This is a genomic window from Nonlabens dokdonensis DSW-6 (assembly GCF_000332115.1).
Classification (GTDB): Bacteria; Bacteroidota; Bacteroidia; order Flavobacteriales; family Flavobacteriaceae; genus Nonlabens; species Nonlabens dokdonensis.
In genome coordinates this window covers 3,091,881-3,117,330 of the sequence record NC_020156.1, presented here as the reverse complement: position 1 = coordinate 3,117,330, position 25,450 = coordinate 3,091,881, and the positions used below count along the sequence as shown (strand labels likewise).

The 25,450-nt window shown below is 34.8% G+C and carries 21 protein-coding genes; 13 read left to right on the top strand and 8 right to left on the bottom strand.

Features of this window, described 5'->3' with window-relative positions; translation table 11 throughout:
• Window positions 1-2: 2 nt before the first annotated feature.
• The 4 genes from lpxA to DDD_RS13630 are packed head-to-tail and all read right to left on the bottom strand — an operon-like array spanning window position 3 to window position 4,458.
• Window positions 3-788 carry an acyl-ACP--UDP-N-acetylglucosamine O-acyltransferase gene (gene lpxA, locus DDD_RS13645; RefSeq protein ID WP_015363503.1) on the bottom strand — a complete coding sequence of 262 codons (786 nt, stop codon included), beginning with the start codon at window positions 786-788 and terminating at the stop codon, window positions 3-5.
• Window positions 788-2,188, bottom strand: coding sequence for a bifunctional UDP-3-O-[3-hydroxymyristoyl] N-acetylglucosamine deacetylase/3-hydroxyacyl-ACP dehydratase (locus DDD_RS13640; protein ID WP_015363502.1), 1,401 nt, complete (start codon window positions 2,186-2,188; stop codon window positions 788-790). The genes lpxA and DDD_RS13640 overlap by 1 nt, the downstream gene beginning before the upstream one ends.
• A gap of 6 nt (window positions 2,189-2,194) precedes the next feature.
• Window positions 2,195-3,208 carry a UDP-3-O-(3-hydroxymyristoyl)glucosamine N-acyltransferase gene (gene lpxD / locus DDD_RS13635; protein WP_015363501.1) on the bottom strand — a complete coding sequence of 338 codons (1,014 nt, stop codon included), beginning with the start codon at window positions 3,206-3,208 and terminating at the stop codon, window positions 2,195-2,197.
• A gap of 23 nt (window positions 3,209-3,231) precedes the next feature.
• Complete coding sequence (locus DDD_RS13630; protein ID WP_015363500.1) at window positions 3,232-4,458, bottom strand: HD domain-containing protein; 1,227 nt, start codon at window positions 4,456-4,458, stop codon at window positions 3,232-3,234.
• A gap of 31 nt (window positions 4,459-4,489) precedes the next feature.
• On the opposite strand from DDD_RS13630, the gene porX reads away from it, so the two are divergent.
• The 6 genes from porX to DDD_RS13605 all read left to right on the top strand — a co-directional run bounded on the left by porX (window position 4,490) and on the right by DDD_RS13605 (window position 8,949).
• Complete coding sequence (gene porX / locus DDD_RS13625; protein WP_015363499.1) at window positions 4,490-6,040, top strand: T9SS response regulator signal transducer PorX; 1,551 nt, start codon at window positions 4,490-4,492, stop codon at window positions 6,038-6,040.
• Entirely contained in the window at window positions 6,040-6,459 is a 420-nt protein-coding gene (gene tsaE / locus DDD_RS13620; RefSeq protein ID WP_015363498.1) for a tRNA (adenosine(37)-N6)-threonylcarbamoyltransferase complex ATPase subunit type 1 TsaE, read from the top strand. The genes porX and tsaE overlap by 1 nt, the downstream gene beginning before the upstream one ends.
• A gap of 154 nt (window positions 6,460-6,613) precedes the next feature.
• A complete protein-coding gene (locus DDD_RS18040) occupies window positions 6,614-6,766 on the top strand; it encodes a hypothetical protein (protein ID WP_015363497.1) in 153 nt (50 codons plus the stop codon).
• 73 nt (window positions 6,767-6,839) lie between these two features.
• Window positions 6,840-7,331 (top strand): hypothetical protein, encoded by a 492-nt coding sequence (locus DDD_RS13615; RefSeq protein ID WP_015363496.1) that lies wholly within the window; start codon window positions 6,840-6,842, stop codon window positions 7,329-7,331.
• A gap of 36 nt (window positions 7,332-7,367) precedes the next feature.
• Window positions 7,368-8,567: an alanine dehydrogenase gene (locus tag DDD_RS13610; RefSeq protein WP_015363495.1), complete on the top strand. Its 1,200-nt coding sequence runs from the start codon at window positions 7,368-7,370 to the stop codon at window positions 8,565-8,567.
• Between the two features lie 7 nt (window positions 8,568-8,574).
• On the top strand, window positions 8,575-8,949 hold the full coding sequence (locus DDD_RS13605) for a DUF4258 domain-containing protein (protein WP_015363494.1): 375 nt from the start codon (window positions 8,575-8,577) through the stop codon (window positions 8,947-8,949).
• A gap of 449 nt (window positions 8,950-9,398) precedes the next feature.
• Here DDD_RS13605 and DDD_RS13595 read toward each other — a convergent pair whose 3' ends face one another.
• On the bottom strand, window positions 9,399-10,568 hold the full coding sequence (locus DDD_RS13595; protein ID WP_015363492.1) for a proline dehydrogenase family protein: 1,170 nt from the start codon (window positions 10,566-10,568) through the stop codon (window positions 9,399-9,401).
• A gap of 132 nt (window positions 10,569-10,700) precedes the next feature.
• On the opposite strand from DDD_RS13595, the gene aroB reads away from it, so the two are divergent.
• Both aroB and DDD_RS13585 read left to right on the top strand, forming a co-directional pair.
• Complete coding sequence (gene aroB / locus DDD_RS13590) at window positions 10,701-11,765, top strand: 3-dehydroquinate synthase (protein WP_015363491.1); 1,065 nt, start codon at window positions 10,701-10,703, stop codon at window positions 11,763-11,765.
• A 78-nt stretch (window positions 11,766-11,843) separates the two neighbouring features.
• Window positions 11,844-12,152, top strand: a complete 309-nt coding sequence (locus DDD_RS13585) for a hypothetical protein (RefSeq protein WP_015363490.1) — start codon at window positions 11,844-11,846, stop codon at window positions 12,150-12,152.
• Between the two features lie 190 nt (window positions 12,153-12,342).
• On the opposite strand, the gene sucC is transcribed toward DDD_RS13585, so the two are convergent.
• The gene (gene sucC, locus DDD_RS13580) at window positions 12,343-13,539 is read right to left on the bottom strand and encodes an ADP-forming succinate--CoA ligase subunit beta (protein ID WP_015363489.1); all 1,197 of its coding nucleotides are present in this window, start codon (window positions 13,537-13,539) and stop codon (window positions 12,343-12,345) included.
• A gap of 201 nt (window positions 13,540-13,740) precedes the next feature.
• Between sucC and lysA the strand changes: the two genes are divergently transcribed.
• The 4 genes from lysA to DDD_RS13560 all read left to right on the top strand — a co-directional run bounded on the left by lysA (window position 13,741) and on the right by DDD_RS13560 (window position 17,985).
• On the top strand, window positions 13,741-14,973 hold the full coding sequence (lysA, locus tag DDD_RS13575; protein WP_015363488.1) for a diaminopimelate decarboxylase: 1,233 nt from the start codon (window positions 13,741-13,743) through the stop codon (window positions 14,971-14,973).
• Window positions 14,974-15,157: 184 nt separating this feature from the next.
• On the top strand, window positions 15,158-16,024 hold the full coding sequence (locus DDD_RS13570) for an RNA helicase (RefSeq protein WP_111474779.1): 867 nt from the start codon (window positions 15,158-15,160) through the stop codon (window positions 16,022-16,024).
• Between the two features lie 258 nt (window positions 16,025-16,282).
• A complete protein-coding gene (locus DDD_RS13565; protein WP_015363486.1) occupies window positions 16,283-16,939 on the top strand; it encodes a DsbA family oxidoreductase in 657 nt (218 codons plus the stop codon).
• Between the two features lie 164 nt (window positions 16,940-17,103).
• Entirely contained in the window at window positions 17,104-17,985 is an 882-nt protein-coding gene (locus DDD_RS13560; RefSeq protein WP_015363485.1) for a DUF808 domain-containing protein, read from the top strand.
• Window positions 17,986-18,177: 192 nt separating this feature from the next.
• Here the strand turns inward: DDD_RS13560 and DDD_RS13555 are convergent, their stop codons facing one another.
• Both DDD_RS13555 and DDD_RS13550 read right to left on the bottom strand, forming a co-directional pair.
• Window positions 18,178-22,812, bottom strand: coding sequence for a LamG-like jellyroll fold domain-containing protein (locus DDD_RS13555; RefSeq protein WP_015363483.1), 4,635 nt, complete (start codon window positions 22,810-22,812; stop codon window positions 18,178-18,180).
• A 363-nt stretch (window positions 22,813-23,175) separates the two neighbouring features.
• Window positions 23,176-24,411: a glycosyltransferase gene (locus tag DDD_RS13550; RefSeq protein WP_015363482.1), complete on the bottom strand. Its 1,236-nt coding sequence runs from the start codon at window positions 24,409-24,411 to the stop codon at window positions 23,176-23,178.
• A gap of 270 nt (window positions 24,412-24,681) precedes the next feature.
• Here DDD_RS13550 and DDD_RS13545 point away from each other — a divergent pair, with 270 nt between their 5' ends.
• A complete protein-coding gene (locus tag DDD_RS13545) occupies window positions 24,682-25,446 on the top strand; it encodes a ParA family protein (protein WP_015363481.1) in 765 nt (254 codons plus the stop codon).
• Window positions 25,447-25,450 lie beyond the last annotated feature (4 nt).

The following is a 25,450-nucleotide window of genomic DNA, read 5'->3' as shown; positions in this document are numbered from 1 at the left end:
TTCTATTGTTTGCTGATGTATCCTCTCATGATACCTCGCTTTGTGTTTTTAATAAATTCTAATATTTCGTCTCGTTCTGGTGTGGCACTCATTTCTGCCTCGATTATTTCTACCGCTTGAGAAACGTTATAATTCTTTTGATAAAGAATGCGGTAAATATCTTGTATTTCTCTAATTTTTTCAAGCTCAAAGCCTCTTCTACGAAGCCCAACTGAATTGATCCCTACATAACTCAAAGGTTCTCTACCAGCTTTTACATATGGAGGAACGTCTTTACGCACTAATGATCCACCAGATACAAATGCGTGACTACCTACCTGACAAAACTGTTGCACAGCAGCCATTCCTGCAAGCACGACATAATCACCGACCGTAATGTGACCAGCTAGAGTACTATTGTTAGAAAAGATACAGTTGTCTCCTACTATACAATCGTGAGCGATGTGACAATAAGCCATGATCCAACAGTTTTTACCTATAACAGTTTTCATTCTATCAGAAGTACCTCTATTGATGGTTACACATTCTCTAATTGTAGTATTGTCACCAATTATTGTTACCGTGTCTTCATCTTCAAATTTCTTGTCTTGAGGAATAGCGCTTATTACAGCACCAGGAAATATGCTTACATTTTTTCCTATGCGAGCACCTTCCATGATAGTAACGTTTGATCCTATCCAAGAACCTTCTCCTATAACTACATCATTATGAATAGTGGTAAAGGGTTCAATTACAACGTTTTTTGCGATTTTTGCGCCAGGATGTACGTATGCTAGTGGTTGATTCATTATTTTACTTTTGAAATTTGTGCCATTAACTCAGCCTCGGCACAAAGAATACCATTTGCATAAGCATAAGCTTGCATGTGACAAATACCTCTTCTTATAGGAGATATGAGGTCACATTTAAATATTAGTGTATCACCAGGAGATACTTTTCTTTTGAACTTTACATTATCCATTTTCATGAAGAAGGTTAAGTAATTCTCTGGATCAGGAACCGTACTTAAAACAAGAATCCCTCCAGTTTGCGCCATAGCTTCTACTATTAAAACTCCTGGCATTACTGGTTGTCCTGGAAAATGACCTACGAAGAATGGTTCATTCATCGTTACATTTTTTAAACCTATCACATGAGAATCTGATAATTCAAAGATCTTATCAATAAGCAAGAAAGGCGGCCTGTGTGGAAGTACGTTCATGATTTGAACGACATCCATAAGTGGTTCCTTATCAATATCAACTTGAGGGACATTATCTTTAATATCCTTCTTTATTATTTTAGATAGTTTTTTAGCAAATTGTGTGTTTACAAAATGTCCAGGTTTTGTAGCAATTACCTTTCCTCTAATTCTATAACCTACAAGTGCTAGATCGCCTATAACATCAAGTAATTTGTGTCGCGCAGCTTCATTAGGATGATGCAATTCAAGATTATCTAGAATACCATTAGGTCTTATGGTAATATTGTCTTTATTAAATGCTTTTTTAAGGCTTTCAGTTGTTTTCTCTGACAACTCCTTATCTACGTAAACTATAGCATTGTTTAAGTCACCACCTTTAATGAGTCCATGCTCTAATAACATTTCTATTTCATGAAGAAAGCTAAATGTTCTAGAACTAGAAATTTCATCTTTGAAATTACTCAGCTTTTCTAGTGTAGCATTTTGAGTACCTAATACTTTAGTACCAAAATCTACCATTGTGGTAATTTGATAGGAGTCTGCTGGCATAACGATAATTTCGCTACCGGTTTCCTCGTCTTTATAAGAGATGATCTCTTTAATAACATATTCTTCTCTGAATTGATCTTGCTCGACTTTACCAGCTTTCTCAAGAGCTTCTACAAAGAATTTTGAAGAACCATCCATAATGGGCGGCTCGCTGCTATCGATTTCTATTAAGCAGTTGTCTATTTCTAGACCAACTAATGCAGCAAGAACATGCTCACACGTATTGATTTGAACACCTCTTTTATCTAAAGTAGTTCCTCTTTTAGTATCAGTTACGTAGTTGGCATTTGCCTCAATAATCGGACTACCTTCTAGGTCAACTCTTTGAAAAGCATATCCATGATTTTCCGGAGCCGCTTTAAAGACTAGGGTAACTTTTTTACCAGTATGTAATCCTACTCCAGATAGGGTTACTTCGTCTTTTATTGTAGTTTGCTTAAATTCTGTTACCGTCATTTCACCTTATTTTTTCTCAAGATCAGTGATTCTCGATTCGATTTTTCTTAAATTTTTAAATAGCACATAGCTCCTATTCCAGTCTCCGAAATCAAATGCTGGAGAACCTTGAACTATGGATCCACTTTTTAATTTTCTGCCTATACCGCTTTGTGCTTGAATGCCTACATTATCTTCTATTTCTATATGGCCAGCAATTCCTACTTGTCCACCTATTCTACAGTTTTTACCAATTTTTGCAGATCCTGCAATACCAGTTTGGGCAGCGATTACTGTATTTTCTCCTATCTCAACGTTATGGGCCACTTGAATTTGGTTATCTAGCTTTACACCAGATTTAATAATCGTACTTCCTAAAGTAGCTTTATCAATAGTAGTAAGCGCTCCTATATTAACGTGATCTTCGATTACTACATTTCCCGTCTGTGGAATTTTTGAATAGCTACCATCTTCTTTAGGTGCGTATCCAAAACCATCAGCTCCTATTACACTTCCGGAGTTGATAGAAACATGATTTCCTATGATCGTATCGGCCATAATTTGAACTCCAGATTGAATGATGCAATCATTTCCTATGCTTACATTTTCGGCAATAGTGACGTTAGGAAATATCTTTACATTGTCTCCTATTTTTACATTTTCTCCTATGTAACCAAAAGCCGCAAGGTAAAAACCGTCTCCATAAGAAGCCGTTTTATGAATAAATGATGGTTGTTCAATACCAGATTTATTATTCTTTGCCATTTGATAATATTCCAACAGCTTAGAAAATGCGAGGTAGGCGTCTTCTACTCTTATTAAAGCGCAATCTACTTCTTGCTCCAAAACAAAATCTTTATTCACGATAACCGCACTTGCTTCTGTCTTGTATATATAAGGAGTGTATTTTGCATTTGAGAGAAAACTCAAACTTCCTGATTCACCTTCCTCAATTTTTGAGAGTTTATTTACTTCAATAGCTGGATCTCCTTCAATGGTTCCTTCTAGAATTTCCGCAATTTGTTTGATGGTAAATTTCATTGTAGCAAAAGTACTAATTTATATCAATCTTGCAGCTTTGGATAACAACAGTAATATTTCTTCACTTCTTTGAGCAAAGCTTTAAAGCTATCTTCCTTACCTGCTTTTATAAGTTCTATTAATTTACCTTTTTTATTTACTATTTGAATAGGTTTCGCTTTCGCGTAAGCGAGATTAACAACATCACCAGAAAACACAAAGTAAGATGCTTCGTGCTCACTTAGTTGATAAGATTTCTGAAGTTTTTGTAAATGCTTTTGAACTTTACTTTGTGGAATAGGTTTACTTGAAAATTTTATTTTGAGCAGCTGTCGATTCAGGATCATTTTACAAAGTTCGCTCAAAACAAAATCTTGATGATTCATGCTTAGTTTGAGCGTAAAAATTATATCAGAGTCATCTAAAGCAGCAAATCGTTCGAGATCCAAAGAATTTGTTTCAAAATCAGGATGATCATTAATAAAGAAATATCTGAGATTATCTGGTAAGTCTACCTTAACTCCTTTTTCAAGAAGTTCCTTAACACGCTTAATAACAGATTGCAGTAAATGCTCAGCGCCTATTCCTGTTTTGTGTAAATAAACTTGCCAATACATCAACCTTCGACCAGATAGGAAGTTTTCCACGCTGTAAAGTCCTTTTTCCTCAACTACGAGTTTATCATTCACTACATTAAGCATTGTAATGAGTCGCTGGCTGTTGATGTTACCTTCTGCAACGCCGGTATAAAAACTATCTCTTTTAAGATAATCTAATCGATCCATGTCTAGCTGACTGGAAATCAATTCTAACATAAACGGACGGTGGTATTCTCCTTTAAATATTTGGATGGCAAGCGTTAAACTACAGTTAAACTCGCGATTCAAATCATTCATAAAATGATAAGAAAGTTGCTCGTGAGTGACCTTATTTATAATTTGATATTCTAAGGCATGAGAAAACGGTCCATGTCCTATATCGTGTAACAAGATGGCTTTGTAGAGCGCATCTTCTTCCTCTACTGATATTTCAACTGACTTAGATCTAAGTACTTGTACTGCTTTTTGCATGAGGTGCAAACAACCTAATGCATGATGAAATCTAGTATGGTGTGCTCCAGGATAAACCAGGTAGCTCAAGCCCATTTGAGTAATACGACGTAGACGTTGAAAATATGGATGTTCTACTATTCTAAAAATCTCTTCTGAAGGAATCGAAATAAAACCGTAGATAGGATCGTTTAATATTTTAAGTTTGTTCTGTTGTTTCAAGGGAACAGCATTTTAATACAAATATACTGATATGGCAGAGATCAAAATACTATGGGTAGACGATGAAGTGGATTTATTAAAACCTCACATCATTTTCTTGGAGAAAAAGGGATATACGATTGACACAAGAATAAGTGGTTCTGAGGCGCTGGAAGCAATTGAAGAGACCAATTATGACTTGATCTTTTTAGACGAAAACATGCCAGGTTTAACGGGACTGGAAACCTTGCACGAAATCAAAGAAAAACAAGCTCAATTACCTGTGATAATGATCACAAAAAGTGAAGAGGAATATATTATGGAGGAAGCTATCGGTTCTAAAATAGCCGATTACCTTATCAAACCAGTTAATCCCAATCAAATACTACTTGCGGTAAAAAAGAATCTCGATCATTCTAGGCTTATCAATGATAAAACAATAAGTGATTATCAGCGTGAGTTTAGAAAAATAGCTATGGACATGTCTATGATCAATAGTTATGAAGAATGGGTGCAACTCTATCAGAAATTAGTTTATTGGGAAATTGAATTAGAGGATGTTGACGACTCTGGTATGTTTGAAATTTTACAAGCTCAGAAGAACGAAGCAAATCAACAGTTCTGTAAATTTATTGATAGAAACTATCCAGATTGGTTTGACGGTGACGAGGACAATCCTATTTTAAGTCACAATTTATTTAAAGAGAGAATAGCTCCACATCTTAAAAAAGAAGATCCTGTATTACTTGTTGTAGTTGATAATCTTAGATTAGATCAATACCGAGTGTTTGAAAACTTGATCAACAATTACTATAAGAAAGTGGAGGAAGAAACCTACTGTTCCATATTACCTACAGCTACTCAATATGCAAGAAATGCGTTGTTTTCTGGCCTGATGCCAGAAGATATGAAGAAAAGGCATCCAGATTTATGGCTGGATGATACTGATGAAGGTGGGAAAAACATGCATGAAAACGCCTTTCTCACAGCGCAGTTAAAACGACTAAACTTAAACATCACACATCAGTACCATAAAATTACTAATGAGAATAAAGGGCGTAAACTTGCCGATAACTTTAAAAGTCAAAAAGACAATGATCTTACAGTTGTAGTTTACAATTTTGTAGACATGCTTTCTCATTCTAAAACAGAAATGGAAGTGATTAAAGAACTTGCAAGTACAGATAAAAGTTATAGATCACTAACTTTAAGCTGGTTTAAAAACTCTCCGTTGTTTGATATTATACAAAAAGGTCAAGAGTTAGGCTTTAAGTTAATTCTGACGACTGATCATGGAACTATTAATGTTACTTCACCTAGCAAAGTAATCGGAGATAAAAATACAAGCTTGAACTTAAGATATAAAACTGGTAGAAGTTTATCTTATGAAGATAAAGATGTTCTTGCAGCTAAAGACCCTAGTAGCATCAAATTACCCAAGATTAATATGAGTAGTAGTTTCATTTTTGCAAAAGGAGATTTGTTCTTTGCATATCCTAATAACTACAATCACTATGTAAGTTATTATAGAAATACGTATCAGCATGGAGGTGTTTCTTTAGAAGAGATGTTGATACCATTTGTCATATTTGAACCTAGATAATGGAAATTACTTATAATTTATCTGAAATCGATGCTGTTGCTGAGCAGCTTCTAAATCATGCGCAGTCAAAGGTAATATTGTTTGATGCTCCAATGGGAGCAGGAAAAACTACCCTCATAAAAGCACTCTGTAAACAATTAGGAGTAATAGATGCGATCACCTCTCCTACTTTTAGTTTAGTCAACGAGTATAAAGGAGTTCAAACAGACGTGATGCACTTTGATTTGTACAGAATTGAACATTCTGAGCAGTTATATGACATTGGTTTTGAAGATTATCTGATAAAAAATGCATTTCAGCTAATTGAGTGGCCAGAGTTTTCAAAACCGTTTCTATCTGAATATCAGGAAGTATCAATAGAAATAATTGATTCAAACACAAGAAAATTAAGCTTAAAGCCTTTACAAAATACCCAATAATCTTAACGAGAGAAATAATTACTCTTGTTTAAGTTTGGAATCATGTAGTTTAACATGTGGTAACAGTTTTTCATCGAAAAGGTGAGAAATTACTGCTGCATTTATGGTTGTTGTTTGTAATTTAGTATCACTTATTTACTTAAACCCTTTTATTATGAACAACAAATCTATTAAAGCGTTAGCTTTATTGGCAATTTTCGGTGTATCCCTTGCCGGTGCCGCAGTGCAATTTCAACCTGAAGAAACAAAAACTTCTAAAATCGAAAAGAAATTATTAGCAAAGTTTAAGCCACCAGTAACTGGCTAAAATAAATTTGATATAATTAAAAAAGCTCACTACATTTACTTGCAGTGAGCTTTTTTCATTATAATTTTTATCTATGAATACATCAAGAAGGCAAAGTAAAGGAACTAAAGCATTAGCTGTAGGTAGTGCCGTTGCTGTGATTATGGCGGTTTTACCTTATGCCTTTTACTATTATGAAGCTTTGCCAGATTGGCTTTGGGATACTTCTCTGTTTAATTCTTTGTCTAAATCTTTTGACGATAATCGACTAATGGCATCATGGATACTTTTTCAAAAAATCGTGCCTTTACTATTATTAATCATTTGGTTTTTGACTTGTAAGCATTGGTGGTACCATGTTATTATCATACCAATAAGTCTTTATGCATTTCAGCTTTATAACCTTTTTGATTTCTCCTCTACCTATATTGATTCTGGCGAGTTGTATTTTATAGTACCAGTGGTGATTATTTCGCTCTCTCTTACTTATTTAGCTAGAATTAAAGTTTTTGATCGTATTCACGGCATAGACATAAGTGAGATAGAAGATGAAATAAAAAAACCTAGCGATCGCTGGTTTAAGTAATCTATTTTGTAGATTTAGAAAGAAAAAAATACGTAGATGTCCTCTATAGCAACACCTTTTACTAAAGATCAACTTATTCCTCAAGAAGAGCGACTAGAGATAACGATTACCAAAAAAGAACTGTTCATAGGGATTCCTAAAGAAACTCAACATCAAGAAAAACGTATTTGCCTCACTCCAGATGCAGTGGCAGCAGTTTGCGCTCATGGGCATCGCATACTCATTGAAAAAGGAGCGGGAATAGCAAGTAACTTTTCTGATAAAGACTATGTAAATGCTGGTGCCGAAATGACCTCGGACACCACAAAAGTATTTTCTTGTCCGACTATCCTCAAAGTTGCGCCACCTTCTATGGAAGAAATAGAAATGATCAAACCTCAATCCGTATTGATTTCAGCTTTGCAACTTAAAACACAAGACCAAAAATATTTTAAAAAGCTAGCTGAGAAAAAAGTGACCGCACTAGCCTATGAATTTATTACTGATGACGAAGGTCAATTTACAGCAGTTAATGCGTTAAGCGAAATTTCTGGTGTTGCCTCAGTATTAATTGCTTCAGAAATTCTTTCTAGCGGAGCTAATAGAACTGGTCAATTATTTGGGAACATAACTGGAGTTCCACCTGTTGATGTAGTTATATTGGGAGCTGGAGTCGTTGGTGAGTTTGCTGCACGGACTGCCTTAGGTCTAGGTGCTAGCGTTAAGATATTTGATAACTCCATTTCAAAATTGCGCAATGTTCAGAACAAGGTAAATCAGCAAGTGTACACTTCTACCATTCAACCCAAATATTTATCAAAAGCCTTAAGGCGCTGTGATGTTGCTATAGGAGCTCTTACAGGCGAGAATAGAACACCAGTAGTCGTTTCTCAGCAAATGGTTGAAAACATGAAAAATGGTGCAGTAATTATAGACGTTAGTATTGATATGGGTGGTTGTTTTGAAACGAGCGAGGTGACAAATCATGACAAACCAACTTTTAGTAAGTTAGGAGTAACCCATTATTGTGTCCCTAATATTCCATCAAGATATTCCAAAACAGCAAGTGTTGCATTGAGCAATATGTTCACACCATATATTTTAAATATTGCAAACGATGGTGGAATTGAACATGCCATACGCATGGATCAAGGTCTTAAATGTGGGATTTATTTATATCATGGAATTGTTACAAACAAATCTGTAGGTCAATGGTATGATTTATCTCATACCGATGTAAATTTGCTCATATTTTAAAAAGAATATGAAGTTTATAAAAAGACTAGGTTTTTACGGTGGTGGTTTTGCTATTGGAATGGTTTTCTTAATATTTTTCCTTACCGGAAAAAGAACCCAATGTACCTGGCTTCCTGAAGATCGAGTTATAAACGATATCCGTAGAAAAAACTTTGTGCGCTTCTCTCCAGAAATGCGTACGATGCTAGAACAAAGAGAAATTGATACTTTAGATATCCAACTTATACTCAAGTATGGTAGTGTAGATTTTTCAAAATCTAATACCGATACCATTCCATGTAATTTTTATCATATTTCTGGAAGACAGGAGCTAAAGAACACCTCACTTTGGGTTCAGAATTGCGAGCGTTACGTTAAGGTAGTAAAAGTATTGAGCCAGTAATTTTTAATATTCTTGACGATATAATGATTTAGTCACGATTTAACTTAATGACGCAATAGTGGAGATGATAAGGTTTTTAAAACATTTTATTTATTTTTTATCATTTTTAAGCTTACCTTTTTCATTTTCTTTACTTTCATTTTATATCAAAGCAAGTAATCATTTAGGGTATTATCCTAAATATAATAATCCCGATCCTAAAGAGCTAGAATTATATTCATTTTATTCACCATGGATAGAGCAATTTATGCTAATTTGGACGTATTCTTTTTTGACTTGGTTTTTCTTAATGATGCTCTATCTATTCATCAAAAAATCAAAAATTGATTTTTACTTCTTGATTATTACAGCTCTATTTCAGATGATACCTATCTCAATTTTATTTTCAGGTATATTCGAGTGGTACGTGGATTAATTCATGAAAGGTAAAATACTTTCAAATATGAAATTTATATACCTCTTCTATTCATTTCCTGCTTGATAAGAGTTAACTCTCTACCAGTCTGCCCTGCTACAGATGTGTTTTCTTGCGCTCTTCTAATTAAATAAGGCATCACATCTTCAATAGGACCAAAAGGAAGAATCTTAAACGTATTATGACCTAGTGCGGCAAGATTAAAGGTAAGGTTATCACTCATTCCATAAAGCTGTCCAAACCAAACATCATTTGTATTAGGCTCTATGTTTTTTTCAGCTAGCGTTTTCATCGCATCAAGAGTGCTTTTTTCATTATGAGTTCCTATACATAACTTTATAGTGTCTAGTCGGTCTAGAATATAATGCATGACATGGTTAAACATTTCGTCTGTAGCAGTTTTATCCTTACATATCGGGCTTTCATAGCCATACTTAATTGCACGTTCACGTTCTTTCTCCATGTAAGCTCCTCTTACAATTTTTGCACCTACAATAAAATCATTTGCTTTGGCATCTTCATACAATTCCATGATATAATCCAGACGATCATGTCTATAACATTGAATGGTATTATAGATATAAGCTTTACCGTGATTGTACTTCAACATCATTTCACGTATCAAGTCATCGGCCGCATCTTGCATCCATGTTTCTTCACCATCAAATAATAATGCAATATCATTATCTACAGCTGTTTTACATAGTAGATCTACCCTATTATAAATGCGCTCCCATTCCAGTTCTTCTGGTGGCGTTAAGGTTTTTTTTTCTGTAATTTTTTGCCAGATGTAGAATCTTCCAATTCCAGTAGGTTTTACTACTTCAAACGGCAAGGCGTTATTTTCACTCGCCATGTGAATGAGCGTCAACTTTTTCCCTACCACAGCGTCAAAATCGGCTTCATTTTCTTTCCCTTCTACTGAGTAATCTAGAATAGAGCTCACACCTTTTTCAAACATTTTCTCGACCAGCGGCATGCACTCCTCATCAGTCGTTCCACCGCAAAATTGATGAAAAATCGTATCCTTGATAATTCCTTTTACTGGCAACTTCCAGTTAAGCGCCAGCATGGTTGCCTTAGAGCCTAAATCTACAAGCCATGGCTTAGACATCGAGCTGAAAATAAAATGCGCTTTCTTAAGATCTTTATCAGATTTTAAAGAAAATGCGTTAGCAGTATTATTAAAAGGATTCTCATTCATGTAACAAATATAATTGCATAAAAGATTAAATTAATCATATAGACGCTACTTTTGGAGAATAATAACAAGAACCTATTTTAGGTCTCGCTTTCGCGAAAGCGGAACTTATATAATCATCACAGTTACTGTTCAATGAACTCGATTACAAATAATAATTACGCCATACATTTTAACAAAGAAGCCTATTCTCGACTGAATAAATTCATAGATTCTCAAAAACCTAGTTGTGTTTTCATATTAGTAGATGAGAATACTATGGAGAATTGTTATCCGCTATTTATGCCTCAATTAGAGACTAATGCTCGCATAGAAGTCATCGAGATAGATGCAGGAGAAGAATTCAAAAATATAGAAACCTGCAGCGGTGTATGGAGCGCCATGATAGAGCTAGGTTGTGATCGCAATAGTCTAATGATTAATCTAGGCGGTGGCGTGATTACGGACTTAGGAGGATTTGTAGCTTCAACAATTAAAAGAGGTATTCCTTTTATTCATGTGCCCACAACAGTTTTAGGAATGGTAGATGCGGCGATAGGTGGTAAAAATGGCGTAGACTTGGGACATCTCAAGAACCAGATAGGCGTCATTGTTCCTCCACAAATGACTTTAATAGACGTAACATTTCTTAGGACCCTAGATCAAAGGCAACTCCTTAATGGATCTATTGAAATGTTTAAACACGGCCTCATAGGAGATCGCAAGTATTGGGAGAATATGATAGAAGTAAAAGATGATTATTACTCTGATATTTTTGAAGGTTTGATTTATCAAAGTGTGGTAATTAAAAATGATGTGGTAAAAAGTGATCCTTTTGAAAAAGGTGCTCGTAAATCATTGAATTACGGTCATACTATAGGACACGCCATAGAATCTTTTTGTTTATCTAGTGAGAATCATGAATCATTACTTCATGGAGAAGCAATTGCAGCTGGATTGTATTTAGAATCTTTTCTCAGTCATTTACATACTGGATTGAGTAAAAACGAATTTCAAGAAATAGAAGTCTGGTTCAAAAACCTAGATATGCAGCTATCATTTTCAGCGTTTGAAATAAGACAAATGCTTGAATTAATGACACATGACAAGAAAAATGTAAATGGTCAGATACGTTTTGTACTATTAAAATCTATAGGTACTTTTATAACAGATCAAACTGTTCCTGAAGAGGATGTGATCAAGGCTTTCGGCTTGCTATAATTAATTAAATAAGCCTTTTTATTTGTTTGTATATTCTAAAAAAACTTATACTTTCGATATTATTAAATTGATTTTACAATGAGAAATATAATTGTTGATTATAAAAAACTTACGCCAGAAGTACTTGCCTTGCTCGTGGAAAAATATCCCGATGGATATGGAGATGATGATGTGATTTCATTTAAAAATCACAAGTATGAAACTATAGAAGCTGTAGAAGTAATTACTGAAGACACTAAATATTTAGTAAAGATTTCTAAGCGTCTTTCGATGCAAATGGAATCTTTTGATGAAGATGATTATTCTGAAAAAGAAATGGCAGATCCTGATGCACTTCCAGAAATAACCGTTGAAGACCTCAAAAAAGCTGAAGAGGATGAGGATTAAACACCTCTTCGGTGAATTACTCTTCATCGATTCGAAATAAAGTTGACTCCTTTAAGCAGTCAATTATATCATCATTATTTGACTAGATATATTACGTCATATTAAACAATAATCACTCAAACAAAAAAACCACGCAAATTGCGTGGTTTTTATATAATAATTAATTTGCCAACTCAATGGCTGTAGTTTTTTACTTTGCTATTACCGCCTGTACTTTATCTGCAGCTTCTTGAAATTCTACCGCACTTTGTACGTCCATTCCGCTGTTGTCAATAAGTTCTTTTGCGATCTCTGCGTTTGTTCCTTGTAATCTTACAATCAATGGAACATTCATAGCATCACCCATACTTTTCTTAGCATCAATAATTCCTTGCGCTACACGATCACAGCGTACAATACCACCAAAAATGTTTACCAGAATAGCTTTCACACCTTTATCTTTCAAGATAATTTTAAAAGCTTCCTCTACTCTTTTAGCATCTGCCGTTCCACCTACGTCTAGGAAGTTTGCCGGAGATCCTCCAGCTTGTTTGATTAGATCCATCGTTGCCATTGCAAGTCCAGCACCATTTACCATACAACCTACGTTACCATCTAGGTCAACATAATTCAATCCTACGGCCTTTGCTTCTACTTCAGTAGCATTCTCTTCTCTTGTATCTCTTAATTCAGCAAGATCTTTATGACGAAATAATGCATTCTCGTCTAAAGTGATTTTACAGTCTACGGCGATAATCGTGTTATTTGATGCTTTCAATACTGGATTGATTTCAAATAAAGCACTATCAGATCCTAAATAAGCATTGTATAAAGAGTTCACAAATTTGGTCATCTCTTTAAAGGCTTTACCACTCAAACCTAAGTTAAAAGCAATACGTCTCGCTTGAAAACCTTGTAATCCATGAGCTGGATCGATAGTTTCAGTAAATATTAAATGTGGCGTTTCTTCTGCTACAGTTTCTATATCCATTCCACCTTCAGTAGAATACATAATCATGTTCTTTCCTTGAGCACGGTCAAGAAGAACAGACATATAAAATTCTTCTATTTCAGCTTCTCCTGGCTCGTAAACATCCTCAGCAACAAGAACTTGATGTACTCGTTTACCTTCGGCGGTAGTTTGTGGCGTTACAAGATCCATTCCTATGATCTCTCCAGAAATTTCTTTTACTTGATCAAGGTTTTTAGCTAGTTTTACTCCACCACCTTTACCACGTCCACCAGCATGAACTTGGGCTTTAATTACATGCCATCCTGTTCCGGTTTCTTCAGTTAGTGCTTTTGCCGCTGCTACTGCCTCGTCTGATGTGGTTGCAACTTTACCTCTTTGTATGGTCACCCCATAGCTAGCGAGTATTTCTTTACCTTGATATTCGTGAAGATTCATAAATGTTCTTTAAAGTTCAATTAAGTATTAGCAAAAATAAGCAAGTGAGCCATTAAAGAAAAAGAAATCTTTCTAAAAGAATACATAAATTCGGTTATACAATTATTCTAGTTTCCATATCTACACAATACTTAAAAATTTAAGATATAATTCACTTTTATTTTTCTCACTCTAGTACTTTTGTAGGCTTAAGTTTATTACATGAATAATCAAGATTTATTAAACATAGCTCGAGAACACGGTAGTCCGGTCTATGTCTATGATGCAAATGTCATTGTAGCGCAGTATGAACGTTTAGTTTCCGCTTTCGCGAAAGCGAAAAACCTAAGAATTCACTACGCAGTAAAAGCACTGTCTAACATCTCTATCTTGAAACTTTTTAAACAGCTAGGCGCTGGACTCGATACCGTTAGTCTACAAGAAGTTGAATTAGGACTCGCTGCTGGCGTTGCTCCTGAAAAAATAATATTTACACCTAATGGTGTTTCACTGGAGGAAATTGAAAAAGTAGCCGAAAAAGGCGTTCAAATCAACATTGATAACCTTTCTATTTTAGAGCAATTTGGCTCTAAACATCCTAAAACACCAGTTTGTATAAGGATTAATCCTCATGTGATGGCTGGTGGAAATGCTAATATTTCTGTAGGACACATCGATAGTAAATTTGGTATTTCTATACATCAAATACCTCATATATTAAGAATTGTAGAAAATACAGGAATGACCGTTAATGGTGTGCACATGCATACGGGAAGCGATATTCTAGACATAGGTGTTTTTCTTTATGCTACAGAAATCCTTTTTGAAACGGCTGCAAAATTTAAAGATCTGGAATTTATAGATTTTGGAAGTGGTTTCAAAGTACCATATAAGGAAGGTGATGTTTCTACCGATATTGAAGATCTTGGCGAGCAACTTAGTGAGCGTTTTAACGCATTTTGTAAAAACTACGGTCGTGATATCACCATGGCGTTTGAACCTGGTAAATTTCTGGTGAGTGAAGCTGGTCATTTTCTTGCTCAAGTAAACGTGGTGAAACAGACTACCTCTACTGTTTTTGCAGGTATTGATTCTGGTTTCAATCACTTGATACGACCGATGCTTTATGGTTCTTATCATGGAATAAAAAACATTTCAAACCCAGAAGGTAAAAACAGATTTTACAGCGTGGTAGGATATATTTGTGAGACGGATACGTTTGCAAACAATCGTCAAATTTCTGAAATAACAGAAGGTGATATTCTCTCTTTCTCTAATGCTGGAGCTTATTGTTTTTCTATGGCAAGCAATTACAATTCTCGTTATCGACCTGCAGAAGTGTTGTGGTACGATAGCGCTGCTCACCTAATAAGAGAGCGAGAAACAATGGAGGATATTTTAAAAGGACAACGTCAGGTGGAACTTCAATGGAAAGAAGAAGCCGTTGAAGCTTAAATACTTAAAAGACTCAAAGACTTTTTAACTCAAAATCCCAGCTAGCCGCTGGGAATTTTTGGTTATGTTAAGTTGTACTAAGATTTGATTAATGGTTTGTAAACATGCGTTTATCCGGAAAATTAAATGGATAAAGATTATATTTGAATTGATATAACGAGTTACCTACAATATCAAAAAAAATATGGCTAAGAAAAAAGAGAGTGAAAAACCATTAAAAAACGAGAATACAGAGGAAAGAAAAAAGTGCGGAATAGTAATGCCTATTTCTGCAATTGACGGCTTAAGCTCTGAACATTGGAAAGACGTGCTGTCGATAATTACTGACGCTGTTTCAATGAGTGATTTTGATGCAAACTTAGTGAGTAATGGCAGTGATGTTGGGGTTATTCAAAAGCGAATTATTCAAAATTTATATAAAAACCCAATCGTAGTTTGCGACGTAAGCGCAAAAAATCCGAACGTTATGTTTGAATTAGGATTAAGATTGGCATTTGATAAACCAACGATAATTATCAAAGATGATAAAACAAATTATTCTTTTGACACATCGCCAATTGAACATTTGGAATATCCAAGAGATTTGAGATTTAATGAAATTGTTAAGTTTAAAAAGGAATTGTCACAGAAGATAATTGCAACTCATACCGCTTCGCAGGAAAACCCAAATTATACTACGTTTTTAAAGCATTTTGGCGAATATAAAATAACAAACATTGAAGAGACTGAGATAAGTTCAGATAAGTATATTTTAGAATCTATAGAGTCTTTGCGTAAGGAAATGATTATGATGAGGAGACATAACTCTAATAATTCAATAAACATTAATGAATTTTTAGAGAAAGACGAGTTAAGAGAAATAGTATATAAAACCAAACTGAAGGAATATTTATCTCTGAAAGATTTAGCTAACGACTATGAAATTACGAGTAAAGATTTAGAAGATGATTTTGTTGAGTTTTTGGCAAGCTTTAGTGAAATCAGAAGCTTGATAAGGACTAAAAACGAACTGAGAGATTTTGTCGATAAAAAGCTTGAATTGCCATTCTAAAAAATACTGTTGGCAACAAAGTACTGTGGTAAAAATTAAGTAAAATCTCTATTATTATAGGCACTGTAGTACTTCTATAACAATCATCATAAATCAGTCCTTATTTTGCTAAAAAAAACGTTGTTTTAAAAATTTATTTGTCACTACTACTATTAATAATAGTTTCTTACTTTTTCCCATAATTCCCTTAAAGAGTCAATTGCTACAAAGAGCTTTTTATAATTTTGTTTTCGCGGCAGTAGAATAAAAACTAATCGTATGAAACGTAAATTAAAAATTGATATTATATCTGATGTAGTATGTCCATGGTGTACCATAGGTTACAAACGTCTAGAAAAGGCTATTAAAAATTTAGGGATAGAAGATCAAATAGAATTAGAATGGCAACCATTTGAGTTGAACCCCAATATGCCATCAGAAGGTCAAAATTTACAACAACATCTCGCTGAAAAATATGGCGCTGGTCCTGAACAGCACGCACAAATGCAACAACAAATGAAAGCTGCTGGTGCCGAAGTTGATTTTGTATTTAATTATAATGATGACATGAGAATGTCCAATACTTTTGAAGCGCATATTTTATTAGAATATGCTAAGGAGTTTGATAAGCAAACAGAGCTCAAAATGATATTAACCAAATCATTTTTCACAAATAATAATGATGTGTCTGATCGAGAGATATTAAAACAAGCCTTACAAGAAGCAGAATTAAATGTGGAAGAAGCTTTTAGTAGGTTAGAAGATAAAGAAACCCAAAAAGAAATAAGGGACAAACAAAACTATTGGAAAAACTTGGGTGTAAATTCTGTGCCTACGATTGTTTTTGATAGAAAAAGTGCAGTGACTGGAGCACAACCAGTGGAGGTTTTTGAAAAAGTACTGCAAGAGGCCATAAATGAAAGCAATCAATCCTAAATTACAAAAACCAGCAGTTTCCTAAGAGTAAAGTAGATTTTGAATAGAGCATATTTAGAGGAAACTCCTGCTAAGTTCACAAACGACCTTTCATTTCTTAACATCAGTTTGCCTTTCAAAGGCACTAAAATATTTTACTTTTACAGTGAATTAAAAACTTATAAATGGCTTCAGGATTTTTTGCTTTACTAGATGATATAGGTGTTCTTATGGATGATGTTGCTTCTATGAGTAAGATTGCTACCAAAAAAACAGCAGGGATTTTAGGAGATGATCTAGCCGTAAATGCAGAGAAAGCTTCTGGATTTGTTTCTTCTAGAGAGATACCAGTTTTATGGGCAATCACTAAAGGGTCGTTTATCAACAAATTGATCATTCTACCTATCGCATTTTTGTTAAGTGCATTTTTACCTGTAGTAGTTACTATAATTTTACTGCTAGGAGCTATTTATCTCGCCTTTGAAGGAGCTGAGAAAATCTACGAATGGATTTTCCCTCATGAATCGCCTGAAGCAACGATTGCAGCACCAGAATTAACTGAAGAAGAAATTCTAGCACTAGAGAAAGATAAAATTAAATCGGCGATTGTGACTGATTTTATTCTATCGGTAGAGATTGTGATTATCGCTTTGAGCTCTGTTGTAGAGGAACCTATTTTAAACCAGATATTAGTTGTTTCAGTTGTTGCGATAATTGCAACGATAGGAGTTTATGGTATCGTCGCTGGTATCGTAAGAATGGATGATCTAGGTGTAAGACTTATAAAGTTGAGTGATGGTAAAAAAAGTATTTCTAAATTCATTGGTACTTTTCTAGTAAATGCCCTACCATGGATTATCAAAAGCCTATCGGTTATTGGGACTATCGCTTTGCTTTTGGTTGCCGGCGGGATCTTTTTACATAATATTCATATGATAGAAGAATTATTGCACGCACTTCCATCCATTATCGCAGAGTTTATAACCGGTCTTGCAGTAGGAATAGTATCGCTGGCCGTTTTCAAGCTTTTTAAATTTTTGTTCTTCCAGAAAAAAGTTGGTGTGTAGATAAAGTCGTTTGAGTTATATAAATGTAGTTAGGACTGTTTTTATCTCGCTTTCGCGAAAGCGGAATTATAACAATCAAATGCATCATTAAGTGTATTTAAATAAGTTTGCCGGCTCTGAAACGAGTTATAACAAACAAGCCTGCTCTTAATTAGAACAGGCTTGTTTAGTATAAAATATGAGTTATATCAATTATTCTATGATAACTTTTCTAGTTAAAATACCATAATTAGAATTCATCTTAACAATGTAGTTTCCGCTTGCTAATTGTGAAATATCCACTTTGATAATATCGTTTTCATTTGAGATATCGTAAGTTTTCACATTTTGCCCTAACATATTGATAAGAGTAAGGTCTTCTAATAATATCGTATTAGACTTCTTAACGTGCAATTGTTCTAATCCGCTAGGAGTAAAAACTATAAGATCATTATCATTAATAAGAGGCACTTCTTCACTCAAAGTAGACTGTTGAGAAAAAGTGATAGAAAAACGATCTTCGTAAGTTCCTGAGGCAAGCATAGGACTAGTATAACTACCGTTTTTAATGTCTGTATAAGTATTTAACACGGCATCTTTTACAAATACATCTTGATCTACAGGTACATTTCTCAACTCATCTATCACAATATTAAATGTGCTATCGTTATTTATTTTAATGAAAAGTGGTAATTCTGTTAGATCGTTTACCGATGGAATACCTTGAATAGTAAGCTTCTCGTTTGAAGATTTCCAGGCCATATCGTCCATTTGTTCATCTAGTAATTTACCATCATAACCTCTATCTATTCCAAATGTGGCACTACTATCAACGGTAACAAGCAACTGTCTATGGATAAGATTTGAAGAATCAAAACCTATTCTTATTTTCATACGTGGGTCAGTAGGAGTATTGATGTCTCCGGCAGCAGCAATAGGTGAAGCACCAGGTGCTGACACAAATAAACTTTGTCCACTAGACTCTTTTACAAACTGTCTTTGATCATTTCTAAAGCGAATCTGTCCATTATCATTTATTCCAGTAACAAAGAAACCTTGACCTACAGGTATAAATTGCTCTGGTCGTTTAGTAGGTATTCCTCCTTGATTTACATCTGGGTTTGAGGTTCCAATGGTTGCATTACCTACTCCACCAGAATAATTATAAGTGGCATAACCTCCTTGATAGTTTGCAAGAATGTGCGTATTTCCACCCCAATGTTCCCAGAAGTAAACCGTTCCATCGGTATCAGGATTATCACTAATAAATTCATGAGCATCTAGTGCGCTAGGGTATGGATTCCCTACAAGGTAGTCGTTGCCATTATCTATATCTAGATTGATATTACCATTATTAGGTTTACCTACAAATACATAGTTTTGAGTTGTTCCAGCTGCTCCTGTTCCTTTCATGGTCCATCCTTCACCAGTAAATTGATTACCATCTGGTCCAGCATATTCCCAATTTGCGTAGGTATTACTCGTTGTATTACCATACTTCCATAACCATCTACCAGAAATAGTAGCTGCTACACTTGCTGTTCCAGGAGTACCATTAGGCACATTACGAGCTGTAAATGTCAAATCACGAGGATTGTTTACCAAAGTTCCATCTTTTAAAACTTCAGCAATAGAGAATCCATTGTTGTTTGTGCCATCATTGATCGTGCTCACTGGAGAACTCCAATAATTATAATCAAAGTTATTCGAAGTTCCTTGCTGGTCTATTTCTATTTTACCAGTAGTGGAAGCCACTAAGTCACTATTGTTTTGTTGTATTAACTGAGATTCACCTACAAGATCAATACTACCGTCCAATTTCAATTGATGCGTAAGTGTTAGTCCTCTATCATTTTCAACAAGTAATTTTCCTGTATTAGAGACTTCTAGACTTAATAAGGTGTAGTTTCTGTTATCTGCTGTGATTTCATGATTTACAACCGCTATGTTCCAATTTATAGACCTATTGTTTCCATTTATCAATCTTCTTGAGCCTGGAATAAACATGGAATCTCCATTAGTCCAAGCAGCCGCAGTATTCCAATCAGCATCGCTATTTGAAATATATGGCAGTGGTGCCGTTTGCTCATTAATATTAAAGTTATCTGGCTGTATCAAACTACCTCGGTGCTTTTTACCAGATGCGTCATTTAAATGAGTTCCTATGTAAGTATTCATGTTGAAATAAGCTTCTAAGGAGTCCCATTCTAGGCTAGAAATATCATTTCTAGAAATAGTATTGGGTATTATAGCTCCTTTAATACCAGTTCCATCCTTTTCAATTTCTTGATTCATTAGGAATCTAATTTGTCGCTGTGAAATAGCCTCATTAAAGATTCTAATTTCATCGATGCTACCTGAAAAGTTATCAAGAATATTATTTTTATCCACATATCTAGAACCGATACAAAACTTAGAAGTATTTGTAGAAGTTGGGTCAATATTTCTTCTTCTGTCTCTAAAACCATCAATGTAAAGACTTGCTTGACCTGAATCATATGTCAATGTCAAATAATACCAAACACCATCATTAAGAGCAGTATTACTTGTTATTGTAGAGCTTCCATTGTGCGTCATTTCAATGTGGTTATCATCTCTTAAGTAAAAGTGATATCCATCGGTTCCTGACCCACGTTTTGAAACAATAGTTTTATTAGTTCCATTAGAATTAGAACCATTGGTTTTTACCCAAGCAGAGATGGTATAATCGCCAGACAATTCTAACTCGTCGCCCATAGCAACATAGTCATTAGTTCCATCAAAAAGAATATCTTTTGAAGCTATCACCTCATGCGCCACTCCAAATTTCACATAACGTGTTCCATCAAAATCATAGAAAGCAGTTTGATTAGTACCTTCTGTTTCTAGAAATACTGTTTCTACATTTGTCGTAAAGGCATCGTCATCGGCTAAAATCATAACATATGCATCATTTCCTACTAGTGTAGGTAAGGAAGCTAAACCAGTGGTAGAAACCGATAATTTTACTTCAGGAATGTCATTACCAACCTGAGATATTTCCTTGAATTTCCAAGTACGTTCTGTCACATCAGTAAAGGTCGTTACTAAACTAGGACCTAAAGTCACTTCTAACGCATCAGGCAAAGCGGTAAGTGTGGATCGAGTGCTACCCCACATTAGAAAATCTCCACTTGCTTCAAATGTACTCGGATTAGCACTATTAGTGTCATAAATATCCCCAAGACCAACTGTGATAAACGTAAATGGGTCCACACTTTTTGCTTGCTTCTGATTTAGTAAAGAACAGTCATCATAACCTATTCCTGCTACATTATAGGTATAACCAGCATCGCTAACGGCATTCCAAAGCGGATTCCCATCAGAATCAAAATAAGCACCTGGAACATGCGGAAGATTAATTTCAGGAACTGCAAATAACCCTAGAGTGATACCGTATTTTACAGCTAGGTAAGATTCTAAACGCTGTCTATCTATATCTGGTTTACGCTCAGAGAAAGACATGATCTCCAGAATATCTCCTGTAAAACTAGGTCCAAAAAACTCTGATCTACCTAACCAATATCTAGAATTAAGGATATCTTTAAAAGTCGTGGCATTTTCTTCTCGCATCAAGGCAGGATCTAAAGTTAGACCTAGATCAACTCCATCGAGGTAAAGATCCATTCCATCGCCAGTAGCGTTAAGTCTCGCATTAAAGATCACTGGTCTATCATAAACAAGAGTAGGATGAACAATGGCACGACCATAAGAAGCTTGCGCTCCCTGATTATAAGCCGCAATGTCTGGATAAGGTCCATATCTTGCTGATGTGTCATTAATTGAGATACCTGTAACATCTTGACTTCCCGCATAAGTTAAATAATCATCACCTAAGAAAACGTCTTCAGTAGGACGAGATGCACTTATAGTAGCCGTCGGATTGATCACAATAAATATATCTCTATTATAAAATCCAGATTTCCCAAACATTTCATTAGTACCATCAAAAGATACAACTGGATTAAAGTTGGTGTTTTTTGCAGGATTATCATAATAAGTAGGACGCAATGCTCCACTAGACGTGGCACTGGTCCACTCTGCACTAATATTTGATAGTGGATTAAGTGATGATATATTAGTCCACTGACTTACACGGTCGCCATCGCTTAAACCAGCAAGAGTTCTTGTATTCAACCATAGTTCTAAGTTTTGACCTATACCGAGACCACAATCTGAATAATTTTTTACTTGTTGAGAATAACCTACAATTTTCACATTATCAAAGGCTACGCCTATATCATGATTATATCCACTTGTTCCCAATACAATTCTAAATCTAACATTAGACTGGTTGTCAAACCCTTGCGAAGGCAAATCGATAGATACAGTTTCCCAAGTCCTGTCACCTGTCCAATTACCAAAGCCAAAAGCAGTTGTACCAGACAAGCTACCGAAATTATACCAATTTACAGCTCTATCATCTATTTTACCTAGTACAATCCACTCAATACCATCATTTGTGTATTCGATATGAAAACCATCATAGGTGTTAGGAAACTTACTATCTATGTCCATTGAGAAAGTCATCCTATCATAACCAGTAAGGTCAATTACTGGAGATGTTATGGAACTATTAGTATTAGGTAAATACCGGCCGTTTGCATCTTTTGAGCTAAACATATAATTTCCGTCTCCAAAAGGATGCCCAGCATTTGCTCCAATGGACCATCCTGAACCTGAAACTACATTTTGTGTCCAGAAATTTGATCCGGAATAGTTACTGAAATTTGCATCGTAAATCGTTACCTGACTCCACGATATTTGTAAGACAAAAAAGAAAAAAAGAAGGATGATATTCCTTCGGTTTAAGTATGTAATTTTATTCATGTTTTCACTTTTTGAGTGATTGCGACAAGAATAGTTGTGCAATACCTTTCAAACAAGTAAAGTGTTATGCACTGCATATAAGTATTATGCACGCATAAGATAATTAACTAGTAATCAGTAGCATCAAATTAATACGTTAATTTCATTAATCGATAAAGTGCTTACCGTTTATCGAAAAAGTAAACTTTGAACAAATGTTAAGTCTTTTATATCTAACAAAAATCACTACTAAAATTAACTTTGGTTACTTAATTTGATTAACAAACGTTAATTTCAGTCTAATAAAATGATAAAATCGATAAACGGCACTAGTTAATTTATAACTCTTTAGATCAATATAATTATGGAGTTTATCGACTAAATTCATCGCTGACTTGCATTCCTTTCTTCAATCCATTTACTCATAAATTTGGTGGCTTTATTAGAATGGTAATTCAACATTTTTGAAGAAAAATTGTTCCTGTTAATTTCAGGAGATTTGTAAGAAATAAGTTGAGAGGTTTTTGTTAATAACGCTTTCGCGAAAGCGGAACCTAGATAATTACTTTTCAAGATATGGGAATTTTCCAGACTCACAGATTGCCACTCCGATTCTGAATTATATAGTTGAAGACATTTTTGGGCGTAGTTGACAGGATCATCATCCACAAAACCATAAGTTGCTGTGTTTTCAAACATCCCTTCAGCAGCGATAGTGGTCATGGCTACCGGAGTCGCAGCTTTCATCGCATCAAAAATCTTACCTTTCAGACCTGCGCCATATCGTATAGGAGCCAAAAGCAAACGGTATTTTCTAATCGTTTCAATCGCATCTGACGCATGACCTTTTATTAAAAATCCAGATTTTTTATCGTTTAATTGAAGAATCTTCTGAGTTTGATAAGCACCGTAAATATGTAGCTCTACATTAGGATCATTATTTCTAATTTGTGGCCAGATTTCTTTTTTCATGAACAAAATCGCATCATAATTAGGCTGGTGCAGGGAATTACCTATCATCACAAAATGAGCTCTTGCCTTAAATGGTAGTGCATATTCCATAATGGTTGCTATTTCGGCTTCATTCACTAGAAAAGGAAGGTAGAATAGTTTATCACTATCGATTTGAAATGACGTTTGAAGGATCTCACACTCGACTTTAGAAATGATCAAGGTGAGATCACATCTATAAATAGCTGCTATTTCACGCATCGCCGTTTCATTGAACAAGTTAACATCCTTCTTCTTTTTTACGGCTTCTTCCCTAGCCTTTCTTAAAAAATGTAAATCTTCTGTATCTAAGATATGTTTAGTCTCAGGAGAATTTTCTCTTATGCGCCAGCTGTACTGCTCTTCTATCATGAATCGATCGTACATAACTAATTCTGGTTGCAAATCTTTTATATATAAATCAAAACTAGGATTATTCAAAACAATGGATTGCTCTTTAATTAGAAGTTGATTAAAATCTATGGAGTAGGCCGTTTTAGAAGCTGCACTTGCAAAATGAACTTCATATCCATCGTTCTGGAAAATTTTTAATAATTGCAATATTCTTGATCCAGCTGCCGTAGTAGTAGGCTCAGGCCAGTTATTCCCTAATACTAAGAGTTTTTTCATAAGACAAAATTATACTTATTGTTTCAAAAACTAAGAATGAAGACGTTTACTTTTAAATAAACTATCTAAGATAGTCGTTACCTCAGGTCTTAAACAGTTTACTCAGCTTTAAGTCATGGAGACCTATCTCAAATGACAAATTTCTATGTTTACTTGCAATAGCAATCTCATCCTGAGTAGCTTTAAAATCTTGTTCATCTTATTATCATAATTGGTCTTAAAATCCGCCGTAAAATATTTACTTTAGCATTTTAAAATTTAAATTCTTCCATGGGTAAAATAGTTGCAATAGCAAATCAAAAAGGTGGTGTAGGAAAAACAACTACTGCAGTAAATCTAGCGGCATGTTTAGGTGTTTTGGAGAAGAAAGTATTGCTCATAGATGCTGATCCGCAAGCAAATGCAACTTCTGGTTTAGGAATCGATGTAGAATCTATTTCTCAAGGTACGTACCAGTTAATTGAGAATTCTGTTGCTCCTAAAGAATTAATTTTATCAACCGATTCTCCTAACGTAGATATTATTCCAGCACATATTGATCTTGTTGCGATAGAAATTGAACTCGTTGATAAAGAAAAACGCGAGTACATGATGAAAGAAGCGTTAAAAGAAGTGAAGGATGATTATGACTATATCATTATAGATTGTGCACCTTCTTTAGGCTTACTTACCTTAAATGCGCTTACCGCTAGTAATTCAGTATTAATCCCTATCCAGTGTGAGTATTTTGCGTTAGAAGGACTAGGTAAGCTTTTAAACACAATAAAAAGTGTTCAAAAGATCCACAATACAGAACTTGATATAGAAGGATTACTATTAACTATGTACGATAGCAGATTGCGATTATCAAATCAAGTGGTGGAAGAAGTAAATCAACATTTTGAAGGACTTACTTTTAAGACAATCATTCAAAGAAATGTACGTTTAAGTGAAGCACCATCATACGGAGAAAGCATTATTAACTATGATGCATCAAGTAAAGGCTCAGAGAATTATTTGAGTCTTGCAAATGAACTTATACAGAAAAACGCTTAAGCAC